We start from the raw sequence: 17,930 nt of genomic DNA on the forward strand, positions 1-17,930 counted from the left end.
ACTTTTTATGGTCTTATCACCCTGTTAATATTATTTAGATTTGGCACGAAATACTGAGTTCTTCCGCCTATCCAAGGAAATTGCATAGCTGCCTTGCCCTTATAAACTGTTGTTCCTTTTGGCAAATTCCAATGTGCAACTTTTGTCATTTCATTCCATTTAGGCCTTAGGGCCAATCCCATACGATCTATGAACCTATTCCCAGTAATTGATGATGGATTTGCCATATATCTACCTTTTGCAAATGCTCCCACATTATCATAATATCTACTTAATGTCATTGGTTTATCTAATACTATTTTCTGATATCTACCTTTTGCAAAGGTTTTGGCAATATCACTTGAAAGGCCTACACCCCTAGTTGAATTCACTCCGACTTTTCCTCCAACACTTGTTGCAAACTCCGCCGACATCTGCGCACCTTGGAAGGTTGCCAACATCGTATTGGTGATAGCTCCATATCCCACACCAATGGCCTGCTTGGTATCGGACCACCACTCAGTTTCACCTCCTAAGCCTTCCCTTCCTTTCTTTCCAAATGTACTGTAATCCTTTTGGTTAGTTAACCATGAATCAGCAGCCCTTCCCAAAACACCATCAAATCTACGGGGAGCGGTCACAGTAACCCCCTCGAGAGACCCTCCATCACCAGTCCATTGCCCCTCGGAATAATGATAATCCATTCCTCCCGTGGATGTATAAACCTGGCCTTCATAAGGATCTTCTATTCCTCCACAATCGGGACATAGGCCCGTTGGATCAACATAATAAATCGGGTTATTCCAATATGCAGAATAAGGGGACATACCAATTTGGCTCGGGTGATCGCCTAATGGATCCACACTCATCCATCTCCCTATCCTCGGGTCATACTGTCTCCATTCCGTTGTATAGTGCCTTCCCGCACCTTTCCAAGCATTGTCCAGCTCCATTCCATTAAAGCCATACCTATAGAAGGTGGTATCCTGAAAACTCCTGCCTTCCATGGCTAAACCAAATGGATAGTAATCGCTGATGGAAACAGTCGAGGCCCAGGTGCTATCTGCAGACATATTAATATTATCTGAAACGACGGCAAGTACATTACCCAAATGGTTAGAAAGCTCATACATTTTCCCTCCCAAGGTCCTATACCCAGGATCAGAAGATGCTATTTTTGACCCCAGTCTTCCATCGGAAGTAATGGTCTGCTCAATAAGCGTATCGTTTTTATATATGCCAAGGATATTCCCCATACCGTCCAGGACATAGTTTTCTTCATCTGACCCGACTTTTTTCTTTATCCTGTTACCTGAAGCATCATATCGGTATTGAATGGAAGAACCGTCAGACTTATTTACAGAACTAACTTTACCGAATGAATTCCAGGTTATAGAAGATATCCCTTCCTCGCTATCAGAAATCAGATTTCCAATAGGATCGTATTGATAATTATCCCCTGCAGAGCCATTGGTATTCCTAAGTTTATTGGTCCCGGAATAATAATCATAATTCAAATTATCTAATGATGCACCTTGCTGATCTCTCCTGTTTAGGGATAATAGATTCCCGTTTGCGTCATACGAGTAGTCCACGTCATATGCTTTCGGAGTACTAGTCCTAGTTGCATAACCATTCGGTCCATGCTCCCTTAGGCTTCTGGCTTCCACAATCCTATGCAACTGGTCATAGTTATAAAGCATCGCCTGCATAGGATCCTGTTCCAACCCCGGCAGATCAGTGTTCATCCAAGTGATATTACCATTATATAGGCCTGCTGTCCCCCTTTGCTCATCATACCGATTCCACAGCCCATCCCTTCCGTCACTTGTCACCACATTCGGGTTAATCGGCTTGAAATCATCGGCATGATAACCCAGGGTAAACGCAAAAGCATCTTTCCCAGTCCTCAACCCATTCATACCATCCTCACCAAGATCACCATCACCCGGCATATTCACCCCCTTCAGCCATCCCTGCAGGGTATAGTAATAATCCATCCCCTGTACGTTGTATTCACCAAGTTCAACCCTAGCGAGTGGCCCGTGAGGATAGTAATGATAAGTGGCTTCACGATTCCACAGATATCCATCCGTACTCGTATGCACAAACTCTATCCTGTTATCCGCGTCATAGCTGTACCGATGGATAAACTGGTCATCATACCCATATTGATACATTACAAAATTCACATTCCCGCTCACCAAGTCATATACGTACTCCGTCCGCTTCGGAGCCAGTCCCGGGATCTGTTGAAGTAAACTCTTCACGTTTCCGTGTTCATCGTAACTGTACAATGTAATCACAGTATCCTGCCGGTCCTTTTCGATCATGGCCGTCCAGCTCACCCTGCTCCGCAGGTTTTCCTGCAGAAAGGTGCTGTCGGCATGAGTATGAGGCCTATCATACACGGTCTTCGTAATATCATAGGCTGTATACTCATTCAGGTCCGGCCAAGTCAGGGTGTTGATTTTGGCCTTCAGGCTGTCGATGGGTTCGGTGCTCAGCAGCTCCCCGACCTCGGTTACCCTGCCTTTGGCATCGTAGCGGGTATAGCTATATGCATTCTTGCCCGCCTGCTTGGCATCCTGCGATAGGCGCAGCTGCCCGGCCCGGTTGTACCAGAATCTGGACTCTCCCGCATCCGGGGTCTGCTGCCAGATGAGCTGGTCGCGGCTGTTGTAGCCATAGCGGGTGTTCAGGGTATGCCCGGGATAGGTTTCCGTACCGCCCAGCACGGAGCTTACGCCCGACTGATCCAGCGGCTGCACGCCCTGAGGCGGTGTGGTCTGCACCAGGTTGCCCGCTTGGTCGTAGTAATACAGAGTATAATGGTATTCTTTTGGGGTATAGGTGTAGGTGAAAGTCTCCTCCACAAGTTCTATACAGCTGGTGGTGAAGCTTGCAAACCAAGTGTTCAGTTCCTGCTGCACCAAGCGCTCCACGGCATTTTCGATCACCGATTCATTTCTACCCACCGCTGCCGCTCTACACTCTTCAGCTATCTGGTCCCAAGATTTATTCAAAGTAAACAGTGCCAATCCGGGATTTTTGGACAGGTCGAATTCATATTCCTGGCACAAACGGATCCAGTGCCCATCTAAAACTTCTAGAGTTTGTGGATTGCTCATTAAAGTCAACCCAGGTAAATCTGGATGAGAAATTTCATAATAATAGGTCCCTGCATCCTCAGGTTGCAAGGAAGAAAAGGTCAAGGAATATCCATCAATGGTTCGTGGGTTATTATTCCAAAACCCCTGTTTGACCCATTTATACAATGCCGGAGGATCATTATTTCTATCAACTTTTGCTTCAAAAGTAAACTCACCACCTCTTCCCCCCTGAAAGGTTTTTGTTGAATCAACTCTACCTTTTTGTGGGCTGTAACCAGAACTATTAGTATATATATCTTTGAATGGTAACAAATCGCTTATTGTAAAATAATTGTTCCTCAAGGAAACAGAAGTCGGTGGTGCATTTTTTAACTTTTCCGGAATAGGCCCTACAAAATTGTTACCCCAGATATCAAGGGTACGCAAATTTAATTCTCCAAAAAATTCAGGAATTTGTCCCTCAAAATTATTACGACTTAATATTATGTATGATAATTTAGTGAGATTATTTAAACTCTCCGGCAATACTCCCGAAAAATTATTCATGTAAAGAAATATAGAAATAAGGTTAGTCAAATTTCCAATTGAAGGGGGCAGTTCCCCTCCCAAATTTGTTTCAAAAATACTCAAACTTGTTAACTGCGTCAAATTTCCGATTTCTTCCGGAAGTGGTCCTGATAAATTTTCATTATAACTTAAAGAAAAAGTTACAAGGTTATTTAATGACCCAATAGAATTTGGTATCTCCCCTTCTAAATTATTTCGGGACAAAACTAATGTTTTTAGATTGTTTAAGTTACAAAGTTCTTCAGGGATAGATCCATTGATTTTATTATCTTGGACCCAAAAACTTTCGAGCTGAATAAGGTTTTCTATACTTGCAGGAATCGAACCATTTAAATTATTATTTTCAAGGTTAATTCTAGTTACAAACCCATTTTGATCAATGGTAAGGCCTTTCCACCCTCTCACCTCCTGATATTCTCCCCTTATAGCATCCTTCCATCCAAAATTTTCATTCCAATATATTCCCCCAGTTGAAAAATAAAAATCCAAAAGTGCATCAAATTGTGCTTGTAATGCCACTGAATTATCATTCTGGACGCTAAAGGATAGGGTACTAAATTTCAAATCCTTAGAACTTTGGTATTGTTCATCTTCTGCTAATTGAATTTCTCTTTCTATTTGAATAAGCCTTGCTTTAAATTCTTCCCTTTCTTTTTCTACATCCTCATCAAATTGATCAATGGAGGCCATCTTCATACTAGCTTCGGTTGGTTGCCCCATTGTTCCAAAAGCTTCATTTACATCATTGTTGAAAGCTATTTTTTCCGGTACAAAAATCAAGGTATCCCTCAGACATATTATAGGATCTGGAACAGCAATTTCTGCCAATCCACAGCCATATCGCTGAAGCACCTGCTCAATTGCAAGCAGATCAGGATGGTTTCCAACATCTTCTGCCAAAATTAGTCGTAAGAAATTATCTCGCAGGTTGCTGTTGAAGTAACTTTCTAAATGATTTCCCACGGTTGAGCTGTCTTCCGGTGAAAGGGTCATGTCGCAGGAACCTGTGATCAAGCTCAAGGTGGACTCTACCTGAACCCCGTCGACTGGATCGAACAATCCGCTTTCCAAAGCATATTGCTCAATTTCTTCCTCTGTACGCGGAAGATTTTTGATCTCGATATACTGGGCAAGATAGGCAGGGCAACCGGCCACGGAAGCCATTTCCAAAATTGTTTTCCGCTTACCTTCCAGATAAAAGTTCCGGAAATAAGTCCATTGGGTTTCAGATAATAGTCGGTCAAACCCTTCCTCACTCATACCCCCTTGCTGCTCATATAAGTGATAGTAAAGAATATGCTTACCGTTTACATCAGGATTGCCGTTTCCATCCACATACATGGCTCTATTTGTTCTGTCGGTCACCTCATGGATGGTTCCCGATGGCAGATTCCCGAATTTTAAGTTGCTCAAATGGGCGATCAATCTGTTTTTCTCTCCAAAGCCCGAGAGGCCTGCATCATTGAAATACGGATCTCTCCCCACGACGTCCTGAAGTCCGGTTTCCACAGCAGCTTCCCAATTGGTAATCCGGGAAAGATTGGATTCAAATACTGCAGACGCCCTGTTTTGTTGACACAGTGAATAATGACAATAGTCCGGATGGGCTTCAATTTCAGCTTGAGATGCATCTTCACCAAGATCGGAAAGGATCTGATTGAGGATGGTGGTGCATTCCATGGCAGTGATTTCATCAATAGCCTGATCCACCAGTTCCGGTGCCTCGGGACATACGTCCCCACAAAATTCACAATGACTGTCATCCAGCTCATAATAATCCCTTAAGGCTGCTTCCTTTTGACTGAAATATTCGGAGGTGACCAGTTCCTGTCTTATCTGGTCAATAGTTTTTTCCTTTACCACCAACTTTTTGACCAGAGAATAGTCCCCCGCTTTATCCAACAGAAGATCAAAAGTGATGGGGCCTGATTCTTCTCTGACCATACAGTCCTCTGCCGTGAAGCGCCTCATGAAGATATGGGTATCTGTGGATTCATTGCCGCCAATGGCCGGTAAAGGTACGGGCAGGCCGTCAGGATCGGACAGATGAAGCTGCAGCTCAAAGCTACAGGATTGGCAGCCTACCTGGTCAAGCTCACTGCCCAGACCACTGAAGCCATAATTGAATTCATATATGGTATTAGGGGTAGTATTGAGTAATACCCGGGCGGTAATGCTCGTATTTCCCTCTATCCGGTTGTGCGGTTCCAAGCCAATGGTATAACTGGGCCATCCGGCCTGCTCCTTGGCGGTAAATTCCGGCAATGCTGCGGTGTTGTCAGGGACTTCTCCGGCCAATGCGGTTCCTACAGTCCTGTTTTCCTGATCCTGATAACGTATACTGGCCTGGCCATTTGGATCTACCACCACTTCTTTTTTATAGTGTTTGGCACTCCCCACATTGGACCCAAAGAGCCTTACAAGCTCCTCAGCAGAGGGTTCCCCATAGAAGTACCGCGTAGTCCTATCACCGTCGATTTCAAAGGTTTTGCCGACTCCCGACTGTTTCTTTACCCTGCCGCTCTGATCATCGGTATAGAGGGTTTGACTGTAAGGGAAACCTTCGGCATCGGGAACATAGTCCCGGTGGATCATTTGTACCAGAGGATTGTTGGCAGAATAATACCTGGAGGTTCCAGAAGAAGCATCCAAGGCGCTGTTTTGAAGCGGACCGTTGTCGTAGTGGAATTTGGAGCGGTTATTTCCAGCCTCTGCAGCCACTTCGGCGACGGCATTTGAGAAGGTATTCAATACCGGCTTGTAAGTAAGATTACCGGACTGCAGAGGAACAGGTAGAATTTCCACTGAGGGTCTGCCTTCAAAATCAAACAAGGTTTCTCCCACTAATACCAAGTTTTCAGAATTTAGGTTTGTCTGAAACTGGCGTTGCCGAAGGCTGCCGTCCAGATAGGCCAAGGTCTTCTTGTACTTGCCTTCTTCGGCAAATTGCGTCTGTTGTTGCCAATTGATCTGGGGCTGTGGATTGGCAAGGTCTAGCCCGGCATCTGCACCATAGGTCCAGGCTCCTGCAAGTCTTTGCCCGGGGTTATCGGCATCCCTTGTCACTGCCCTGATCCGGTACCACACTTTACCTGAAGGATAAAACAAATGATGGTCAAAAGATCTTGAGATGGTGGTGATCCGGACAGGTTCTTTAAATTGAAAAGCTTGAGGGGCCGTTGAGCCGGTGAAATTTTCATAGCCCCCTATGAACACCCATTCGAGATCGTAGGCAATTCTTCTGTCTGCGGCATGAGCCCAATTGATGATTGATTTCCCCCCAACTAAAGATACCTGAACTTCAATAGGGAGCTCCAAAACTGAAGTGGGATCCGGTTTCTTAAAATATAGGACCTTCAAAGCAACATTTTGGTCAGGGACCATTCCGAATTCATTTTTGGAAGTAATGACAAACTCATATCCAGAACTACAATTAACGGCCACATCATGGAATATGGTACCTACAAAAGTCTGTTCGGGGAGATTCAGATAGAGTGGCTTAGTCCACATAGACTGCCCGTTTTCCTTAAAAGTGATTTCCAACTGTGCCTCCCAATCTCCTTCAGTTTGAAAATCTCCAAGGTCGTATTCCAGACGGAATCCTATATAGTATTCCCCATCCAGACATGGAGGAGCCTGATAAAGGGAGAAAATATCCATTTCCTCTATCACTCCCCACTTCAATTCTCTTTCCATTGGTTCGAGAGGAAGGCTTCCCAATTGGTCTACTTTCAAAGCCTCAGGGATAAAAAATTGTTCTTGGGCTATTTTCATTCTTACCTGCTTGCTGTAGCCGGAAAATCCGGATACATATTTTGCCCTAACCCTATAATATCCCACCTGACCTGCAGGAATCTGCTGATCTAGATAAGAATGCTCATTCGGGCCTAAATCTGCAATTTTTTGAAATATTCCATTTTCCGTTTTCCTTTCCACCTCATAACCATTTGTGGAAAATGGTAGGAGATCCCATGAGATCCTAATGGATTCTTGGGAAATGACTCTGCCCCGGAGATTTTGGGGAGCATCATAAGGCAAAGCCTTTACAGTTCCCGCTACCGGAATATACATTGCCAATAACAATAGCAACAAGGTTTTAAAAGCGATTCGGACAGCTTCCATTAAAAATACAGTTAAAATTAATTACAATGGTTTTTTATTTGTGTTAGTAAAGGAGAAGCCATTCGTCTGATACCATCCTGCCCCGCTCGTTCTCCAATGCCAATTCATAATTTCTCGATCATCAATCTCCTCTTTCCCTCTTATATTGCTCCACCTCCTGGATTGTCTTGATTCCGTCAAAAGTTTCTTTTTTGACCAACCGGAGATTCCCTTCAGCATCGTAGAAATAGAAGGTGGCAAAATTTTCTTCATCCAGTACCACAGTCAGCCGGTCAGTTGCCAGATCATAGACGAAGGATTGCATCTCCCCCTCCTCAGGGAAAAGCCGCAGATCATCCCACCAGCTATTAGGCTGATTACCGGAGTCGAATATCAGGGCAATGCTATGGGCTCCGGCCGGGAAAGTAAAATTCCCTTTTACCTGTTGCCAGCCTTCAATGACCTGACCTGATGGATACATCTCTTTTCTGCCGATCTCTTCTCCATCCTTATCTTTTATTACTACCTTCAAATTCAACCCTTTGCCCAAGCTATGACCGGATTTGGTGGATGCCCAGGCCGACACATGGTAATTTCTTCCTTCTGTAAGATTCAAAGGTGACTGTTCGAATATTTCATTTTGATTGATTTTAAGACTTCGTTTCCCTGAATGGCTAAAGGAGTCATCAAAATTTGCAACCACTCCAGATTTGGGGGGATGGTTAAAGTATACGTAACCACTCCAGCTATCTGCAATAGGAAGCTTATCCAATACCAGCACAGTGAACTCAGGAGACACCGGGTGTGGGGTTTTACATACCACATTCACTTCATGAAGGGTTTGGAAAACAGGGAACATTCCAATTCTAATACGGGCAAAGACATTAACTTTATCTACCTTTTCCAATTCTTCCATGGAAGATCTGACAATTGCGGAGTACCCATAGCCTCCAACTACCTCAAATGTCTCCCATTTATAAAAAGGAAGTTCTCCAAACTGCCAGTTACCTTCAATAAAATCATTATTTTCAAATCCGGTGAAAGCCATTTCACCATGTTTCATATTTATCCCTTGCCCTATGAGATGCTGGCCATTGTTGTTGTACAGCTCTGCACTGTAAATTCCCAAAACATCCCTTACCTCATTGGCATTTCCAAAAGGAGAATAAGCTGTTATGGTATTGGCTTTAACCCAATCAGGAATCAGCTCCAGGTCATTATATTTCCAGTTGAAAGATTCTAAGGTATAGCTTCCGTCCTCTTTGATACTAGGGACCTCTGATCTTGTCCTGTCACGGTCGAAGTAATAGGAATCCGAAACTCTCCAGACACCTTGGGTGCCGTTGAGATAGGACTGTTTTTTGGAAAGGTTTAGATTTTGGTAAGCAAGCGGCCATTGGTCCCTGAAAGTTGATACTTCAGAAGATATTACCTTGGGAGTACGGATACTTGTCACCTGGATATTTTCCTCCTTAAAGTATTCTTCAGTTATAGTGGTTTCCGATTCCATATTCAAATCTTTGGAAACCACTGATTCATAAACTTCCGAGCCCCCACAGGAATAATTGACAGTTAAGGTAACCGTATACAACCCATCATTTGCATAATGATGAAGGGAATGAATACCATTTCCGAAATTACCATCTCCATAGTTCCATTCATATGATTGAATATCACAAGCTGAAGCTTCTGTCTGCCGGGAATAAAATGCCTTGCCACAAAAGATGTTGTAAGCATCAAAATCAAATTCAGGTAAATACTCCACTTGAACAGCTTGTTTTGATCCAGGGCAATTTTCTCCTGAGTCCGCCTGCACAAAAATCATTGTGGTCGGATCATAAGATTGGGTAAAGGATACACCAGTATGCAAAATGGCATCATCCTGGTCCAGCCAATGGTAGTTTACATCAGGTAAAGGGTTGACGATTTGCAATACCAAAGGCCCCTCTCCGTACCTGGTGCTGCCCGTAACTTCGATTTCCTCAAAATTCGGCTGTTCAATGACAGCATTGACAGGAACCTTTTGGCTTTCGCAGCCATTTTCAGTTACAATTGAAACATAATATACTGTTGTGGTATCCAACCACCCGGTGTTGAAATATTGATCAGCACTTGTAGCTAAAGGGACTTCATCAGTAGCTAGTGCATACCACTGATACATCTCTCCTGCATTTTTTCCCGAAGCTTCCAAAACTACCTCTCCGGCACCACAAGAAATTCCGTCCAACGTCACCGGAGAATCAGGGGCTGGTGAAATTACTGCCTGAATTTCAAACCTCGGTGAAACACATCCTGTAGAGCTGTTTACTGCCTCTACCCAATAGGATTCCGTAATTTGAAGTTCCGGTGTTAAATACTCATTCCCTTCGCCGATTATTTCTCCATCAGTTTCGGAGTTGTACCATTGTAGAAGATAATTTTCACCTTCAACAATTGCAGTCAGTAAAAGGCTACCCGGACCACATCTGGAAACCTCAGGTCCATCTATGATGGCAAAGGGTGTGAAAGAAGCAAAAACCTGCTTTCGAGGGCCTTCACAGCCGGTTGATGAATTGTAACCTGAAACCCAGAAGCTGGTGGCTTCGGTCAAAGTAGCTGTCGTATAGCTGGCTGCAGTTGCCAGTAAAGTACCGCCGCTGGAAGCACTGTACCATCTATAGGTATCCGCATTGGAGCTTCCGGTGCCCGTAAAGGTAACAGCGCCGGGACCGCATCTTTCCTGGTCAGCAGTAGTGTTTGCCGTAGGGATCGGGTTGACCGTGGCAGTAACCGTTGTAGTACCTGGGGAGGGACAACCATCATTGCTGATTGCCCTTACCGTATAGGTAGTGGTGACAGAAATGTTTGGGGAATAGGTAGCACCTGATGCAACGTGTTCCCCTAGGGAATTGAACCACTGGTAAACTCCTGTACTGCCCGATGCAGTTAGGTTTACCACTCCCGGTCCACACCTTCCATTTGAGGTGGCAGTGGGGGTCGCCGGTCGGGGATATACGCTTATGGTGACCTGTCTTCTCGGACCTTCGCAACCGTTAACCCTTGCCGCCACCCAAACCGAAGTAGTATTGGCAACAGGTCTTGTGTAGGATGCCCCTTCAAACAAAAGACTTCCTCCGCTCGAAGCAGAATACCACCGGTAAGTGGCCCCCGCAATACCCGAAGCTGTAGAGGTCCTGGTTGCAGGATCACAAAAACTCGCACTTGGAGCAGTTGGCATTCCCGGAATAGGATTTACAGTTACCGTTACTTGTCTTCTTGGACCTTCACATCCAGTGTTGGTGTTATATCCTGAAACCCATAAATTTGTTGTAGAATTAAAATCAGCAACATAACTTCCTCCTTGGTGGATAGAACTTCCACCAGAAGCTACACTATACCATCTATAAGTGTTTGCATTACTTGAACCAGTCCCAGTTATGGAAAGAGAAGTCGGCCCGCAACTTACAGCTCCTGCAGTTGTATTGGCAGATGGAATCGGATTAATGGTTGCCGTTACTTGCCTTCGAGGCCCTTCACAGCCAGTGGTAGTATTGTAACCTGAAACCCAAAAATTAGTTGTCGAGGTAAGGGAAGCAGTTGTATAAGATGCAGATGTGGCAAGTGGCGACCCTCCACTTGATGCACTATACCATCTATAGGTATTAGCATTGCTACTCCCTGTACCAGTAAAGGTGACAGTGCCTGTACCACATCGTGCTCGGTTAGCTGTGCTGTTTGCAGTTGGAACAGGGTTAATAGTAGCCGTTACTTGCCTTCTCGGACCTTCGCAGCCAGTGGTGGAATTGAACCCAGATACCCAATAACTGGTCGTACTGGAAAGAGAAGCTGTTGTAAAGCTTGCGGCGGTCAGGAAAGGTGAACCTCCCGTGGAAGCCGTATACCATCTATAGGTGTTTGCATTGGTACTTCCTGCCCCGGTAAAGGTGATAGTACCTGTTCCGCATCGGGCCTGGTTGGCTGTGGTGTTTGCAGTTGGAATAGGGTTAATGGTAGCAGTCACCTGCCTCCTTGGTCCTTCACAGCCAGTGGAAGTGTTGTAACCTGAGACCCAAAAGTTTGTTGTTGTGGTAAGTGAAGCTGTTGTATAAGATGCAGATGTGGCAAGTGGTGATCCTCCACTTGAAGCATTGTACCATCTGTATGTATTGGCATTGCTACTCCCTGACCCGGTAAAGGTAACAGATCCCGATCCACACCTCGCTCTATTTGGAGTGGTGTTGGCAGAAGGCAAGGGGTTTATGGTGGCTGTAACCGGAACCTTATTAGTCAAACAACCAGTAGAATTATGTCTGAGCGCGAAATAGTAAGTTTTACTTGATGATAAAGATGGTGTGGTAAAGTTTTGATTTGATGATAACAATGTGGTTTGGTTGGAGTCAAACCATTGGGGTGTAAAGCCGGATCTGGCTTGGGAAGTTAAGGTTACAGCACCTGTTGCACATCTGGTGGCACCAGATGCGGATGGGGTTACCGTAGTACAAGGAGAAGTAACTGTCACAAATCTGGAAGCCATAAATGTACCACCTCCCCAATCTTGATAATAATAATAAATCATTCCTGATCCAGCTTGAGTAAATGTCACGTGTACATTTCCCTGACCTTGGTACGAAAAATTTCCAATATTTCCGGTAATTGACCAACTTCCGGATCCACTTGGGGCGATAGCTTGATAATTGGCATCATAATGAAATACCAAATAGGTATGAGTTGAACCTAGGTTGACCTGAGTTGGACCCTCCATTACCACGTCAACAATTTGCTGCGAAAAGGAATTATGAACGACGCAAAAAAGAATAATAAGCTTAATGAGTATAATTTTCTTCATATAATATTATCTAATGGCTTTACCGGAAGGGACTTTAATTGTGGAGCTGTAAACCGCTGTGTCTCCGGTAAATGGTGGGGATAAAGACACAATGCTACCGGCAGATGTGCGCAACTGATTACTATATCCAGACCTCGTTATTTTGGCATATAAATTCTGACTGTCCATGGAGATAGGAGACATCGGATGGATCACCTGTCTTCCCCCCTCTTCTTGGAGAAATACAGCTTTGGTCAAAATCTTTTCCTCCCCTTCTTCCCTACTGTAAATTATTAACTCATCACCTTCCTGAAGAAAATTTCTCGTACTTCCTCTGGCCCTGAAAGTATACAGGTTGGGCTCAGTGGTATGCTGCATCACAGTATTGATATCAAAGGCGAACTTCAAATTCTGATAAGCCCCTCCCATTCCCTTATATTGCCTGAAGGCCAAGTATTTATAATTATAGAGCGGATCATCAAAGTTATTATTGACCTGAACCAATACAGGTTCACCTGTCTGTTTGTCCCAAGCAAGGTTTTTTGAGGAAATCAATGAGCCTTCATTGTAGGTCTCAACGGCTTGCAAGATACCGGTTTGGGTAATTATTTTATTGGTTACGGCAACTCTGAAGAGGCTTTCCGATTTTGAGACCTTTGGCCAAATTGCCGGAACTGGTATAGGGAGAAAAAATAACTTAACCAAATCCAGATTCCCATCCGCACCGCCCTGCCAAGTGTTTGTTTGGCTTTCGCTCATATCAGTAACCAGCTCCACTAGTTGCCCCATGCTGACGGTATTGTCTCCTGGCTCACCTCCCACTTTTATCTGGTGCTCACCATCCTCTTCAAAATCATTGATTAAGGCGAATGCTTTTTTGTCATCATAAATAATTTCTTTGGCCAAATAAGTATATGCAGTCCATTGATATGGCTCAGGGTTTATTGAACCGTCCACTCCCTGGCGGAATGAACTTTCTTTTTTAGGTTTCCCGTGCATGTCATTGGAAATAAGAGAATATCCCTGACTACTGACGGCTCCATCTTTTGTATAAATCCCAAGTATCGAAAGAGGGTGACGGTAATCAATTTCATAATCCTCTTTTTGCGTTTCATATGATCTTGTAGGAAAATCTTTTGCTGTATAAAACTCATAAACTTTTGCCCCTGTAGTTCCGAAAGTAGCATTTGATCTGGAAGGGTAATAGGTTTGAGGAAGATTCTTGATTGAAAGCCCGGCCCTATAAGCGGCAGGCAAACTCATTTCGGTTACTTTGGCATACCCTATATGTGGACCAGGATACAGGCTTTCATTAACCGGGTATTCAAAGAATAAGTTATTGTTTGCTTTTAAAGGAATGGATCGGGAAAACTTCTTGGCATATCTCAGGGCGTTCTCTTCCCCTCCGATAAAAGGCTCATAGGCGGCCACTCCGCTGCTGATGCTTTGTCCATTCTCCTCCATCGTATAATCAAACACTTTTCCATAAACAGATTCACCGTCTCCCTCCCATCCGTCGAACATGGTAAGTTGGCGGACCCGTAATCCTCCGCCAAATTTGATTTTATCAGGGGAATTTAACCGAACTACAGATCTGGAGAGGTCAAATTGCTTTCCCCAATTTTTCTTTTCACAGTAACTGTAATATTGGCCGAAGACCTCCTTGATCATAGGAATAAGACTAGGAAGCTTTCGCATTTCCCGGATCTGTTCATCCCGGTTATTGGTCGGACTGATCGACCCGGTCAGATTCATTAGGTGGGGCTGATTGGACTGAATATGTTGCCATGCCCTTAAAGAAAACGGATGGTAGTTGCCCACTTCATGCTGAAGGTGGAAATAGCCAAACTCATAATGTCCACTGGCTCCTTTTTCCAATCCCATTCCTTTGGACAGGTCCAAATCCACATACCCCTCAATGGCTTCAAAAAATTGTTCCTTTTGGTAATCCCGAAGATTGACAAAGGCTTTAAAATACACCTGTCCCCTTCTTATATCAAGATATTTCTTTACCTCCTTTTCTTCCAAATCTTTCGTTAAGGTTTCTGATATGGGAGCTTTTAATTTAAATCGAACTTTAGATCCGTTATTGAGAATGAACTTATCCGGTGCCTGCTGGCCCGGTATGATATCCGGATCCACTATTGGAGCCATATACATCGCTTCCAAATGCTGAACATATGCATAATCATCTATTTCATAATCGATTTTCATCCGCCCTCCTGATGGCAGATTTATATCAGTAAGGCTCCAAGAAGCTGCATTTTCATCCAGTGAGGATTTGGAACCGGGATTCTGGTCCACATAAGGCATATCCCTGTTGAGGGTCTCATCCAAAGGGTTTTTGGGTTTGAAATTCCCCCACCTGTCGTAAGCCAATATATCATAATCGGGATTAAAGGCATACGCGAATTCATATGGATTCAATTTGCCTCTTTGGCTGTTACCATATTCAAAATACAATTTTTTGAGGGTCAATTTCCCACCTGTGGGACCTGTCGCCAGCTCGTTGCTACCCCCACTTTCGGCAGCAATATTTGGAATTCCATTGCAGAGGCTGTAATCATATTCAAAATTTACCTTTTTAATTGGCACTTCGGGAAATCCGGCTTTGGTAAATAAGGTAATGCTTTTGAGTCCCATTAAAGATTTGCCTACTGTATTGTTCCCGTTCTGCAATTTTGAAAAAACACCTGTGGCATCCTTTCGGTTTTTCAGATCAAAAATGGCTACATGTGACTTGGTTTCTGCACGAGCTAAATAATAAACTTCCTTCTCTCCAAAGGTAAAAGAACCCTTATCATCCCTTGGATCAGATTTGAAACCTTCCAGAAAATGCGCCCCTACAAAAGGATCTCTCCACTTGTACGGATTATCTTTAGTGGCAGCCTGTCTATAGGTGAATTTCACCCAATAACCAAGGTCATCATCTGAAATGCCATCATTTTCCACATCTACATAATCAGGACCTGTTACGGATGTAAGCAGATATGCATAAGCATGGGGGGGCGTTTTGACATTATTTAAAAGCTCCTCGGTACCACCGAATTTATAATTGGGATCATTGTTTTCGCTCCCTTGAGGGAAAGTGAGCACACCCTCATGGGATGCAGTGCTAAATGTAATTTCCTCTTTATTAAAATTATAGACCGGTAGGGTATAATTATACCTCAGACCATCCTCACCCACTGCTACAAAACCTGTAATGTGATGCTTAGGCAAACCGCTCCTATCATATCGGATTGATTCTCCGTTCTCATTCAAAATGTATATTTTGAATTCATCTATTACAGGCTCCCCATTTAATAAAATTTCATCATTCGTATGGGGAACTAGAACTTCATTTCTAGCCTTTCTTCCTTTTGCGGTATGGTTTGTAGGAGGCTGATATGATCCGTTCTCATTTTCCATAAGTCTTAAGGCACTTGTTTGGAAAATGCTAGGCTTTATAGCTTGATCTTTTCCAATAGAATTGTAATCCTGTAAACTTTCGGCAGTCCTGCTTCCCATTTTTCTGAAGTACCAGGGTTCGTAAATCCTGTTGTTTTCCTGTGAGCTAGATTGGAAAACTGTATTCAATCCATTTTCTTCTGTCCAGGGAGTATTGAGGTGTTTGACTGAATTAATTGAACTGTTTATTCCGATTTTTCCAAACCCGGCATCTACACCAGCCCCAAAAGAAGTAGATGATTGGGATAATTGGGGAGCATCTGAAACCAATACATTCTCGTTCCTTACAGGTCTGAATGTTCCCATCATACCTTGTGCCGTCACCTGATAGGTATCAGGAGTCATCACAGGAGAGGCCAAATTGGGATGGTCTATGGAAATCAGGCCTTCTTTTTCCCTATTGAAATCCAAAACATACCCTAAACCTCGTCTATTTTGAATATTCAAATAACCGTAGGCTTCAGAAGCAATGGGGCGGCCCCTGTCCTTAATTTTGGATTCTGAATAAAACCCTCTTACATATGCATGCGGATAAACAGTCACAAAAGAAGCTCCCACTTTAAATGCAGCAGATATGCTGTAAAACTCCATTGGTTGCTGCACATAGGGTGTGTATGAAGGGTGGGCGAAATAACCTTCATTTAACCCTATAAATTTTTGATAGTTCGCTGAAACACTCTGCAGGCCAGCTTTTGAATTATAGTTACTGCTTAATCCAAATTCTCCAAATTTGGAAGTCAAACCTACAATTGAAGTAACAGAAACACCAACCTCAGGATCGAGGTTTATTTTCCTTGAAGCACCTCCCTTGGAGATGGATTCACTTATTGCACCTTGGAACCCTATGTCGGAACTGATACTATATCCCAAACCATTGTAATTGTTGTTTTTAATGGCCAAGCCTAAACTTCCAGAGGCATTAATTTCCTTACCTAAAATCTCAACACCCGCACCCGCCTCTACTCCATAAGTGACACTTGGGTTTATATCTTTTTTACTTATTATTTCATCCCCATTAAATTCATCGGGCAATCCACGGACATGCCTTGTGATGGCTCCTGCATTTAGGTTCCATCCCAAACCTACCCAGCTGGCCTCATCGTCCATTCCCACACCCGCATGATAAGAGAGATTGAAAGGATAGCCTCCGCTGGGACCGGGCAATTCGAACAAAGGGATATTATAGGTAAAATCTCCGGTAAAGGGATCTACCATTTCTGTCATACCTACAGGTTCAAAAGAACTTACTTCCGGTTGACTTGGTCCCGAGGTAAGGGCATAGACCACTGTGGGTGCCACCGCTTGATTAACTAAAACGATAGCAAAAAACAAAGCAACCGCTCTTTGAGTACGTTTATTAAAAAGTCTCATAGCTTTAATTTTGGAAATTTATTAGTGTTTATTTCGAGCTCAAGGGATGAAGGAGCAATACGGTCATTTTGGATCAAAATTTTTGCAGCCCCTGCTTTAGTGGGGGCGATTTTTTGAAATGCCAGGACAAAGGTTTTTTTTGATGATAAGGCGTTGGACCTTTCATAATGGAAAAGGTCAGGGTTTTGGCGAACCCCACTCTTTTCCAATATTATATCCTCAGCGAATCGATAAGAGAAGTAATACTGGTCTTGGTGATTTATCTCCAAACCTGGGACAGGAAAAAGGTCCAGCTTGTAATATTCCATTTGGTCAATTTCTTTCCATAAAGCAATCTTCTGGAAGTCATCTAAATCTGCTCCTCCCCTTTGCAGGAATACCAGTTCCCGGGGCTGGTATTGAATTTCAACTTTATAGTTTGGGGTGGTAGCTGAAGAAAAGCCAACCTTTCTATTTGTTTTTGACCAGTTTAGATATTGGACCGGATCAAGGTTGGCCTGACAGGCACCAAATAAAATCAAAATCAGGAAATAAAATTTACGCAT

General features: G+C 43.6%; 4 protein-coding genes. All 4 read right to left on the reverse strand.

What is annotated here, in order from left to right:
- Positions 1-5: 5 nt before the first annotated feature.
- The 4 genes from FPL27_RS11190 to FPL27_RS11205 all read right to left on the reverse strand — a co-directional run bounded on the left by FPL27_RS11190 (position 6) and on the right by FPL27_RS11205 (position 17,930).
- Positions 6-7,781, reverse strand: coding sequence for an RHS repeat-associated core domain-containing protein (locus FPL27_RS11190; protein WP_143961175.1), 7,776 nt, complete (start codon positions 7,779-7,781; stop codon positions 6-8).
- Between the two features lie 121 nt (positions 7,782-7,902).
- Entirely contained in the window at positions 7,903-12,585 is a 4,683-nt protein-coding gene (locus FPL27_RS11195) for an Ig-like domain-containing protein (RefSeq protein ID WP_143961176.1), read from the reverse strand.
- A gap of 6 nt (positions 12,586-12,591) precedes the next feature.
- Positions 12,592-17,385, reverse strand: coding sequence for a hypothetical protein (locus FPL27_RS11200; RefSeq protein WP_143961177.1), 4,794 nt, complete (start codon positions 17,383-17,385; stop codon positions 12,592-12,594).
- Positions 17,382-17,930 carry a hypothetical protein gene (locus FPL27_RS11205; protein ID WP_143961178.1) on the reverse strand — a complete coding sequence of 183 codons (549 nt, stop codon included), beginning with the start codon at positions 17,928-17,930 and terminating at the stop codon, positions 17,382-17,384. Before FPL27_RS11205 ends, FPL27_RS11200 begins: the two co-directional genes overlap by 4 nt.

The sequence above is a fragment of the Litoribacter populi genome (genome assembly GCF_007483685.1).
Lineage (GTDB): Bacteria > Bacteroidota > Bacteroidia > Cytophagales > Cyclobacteriaceae > Litoribacter > Litoribacter populi.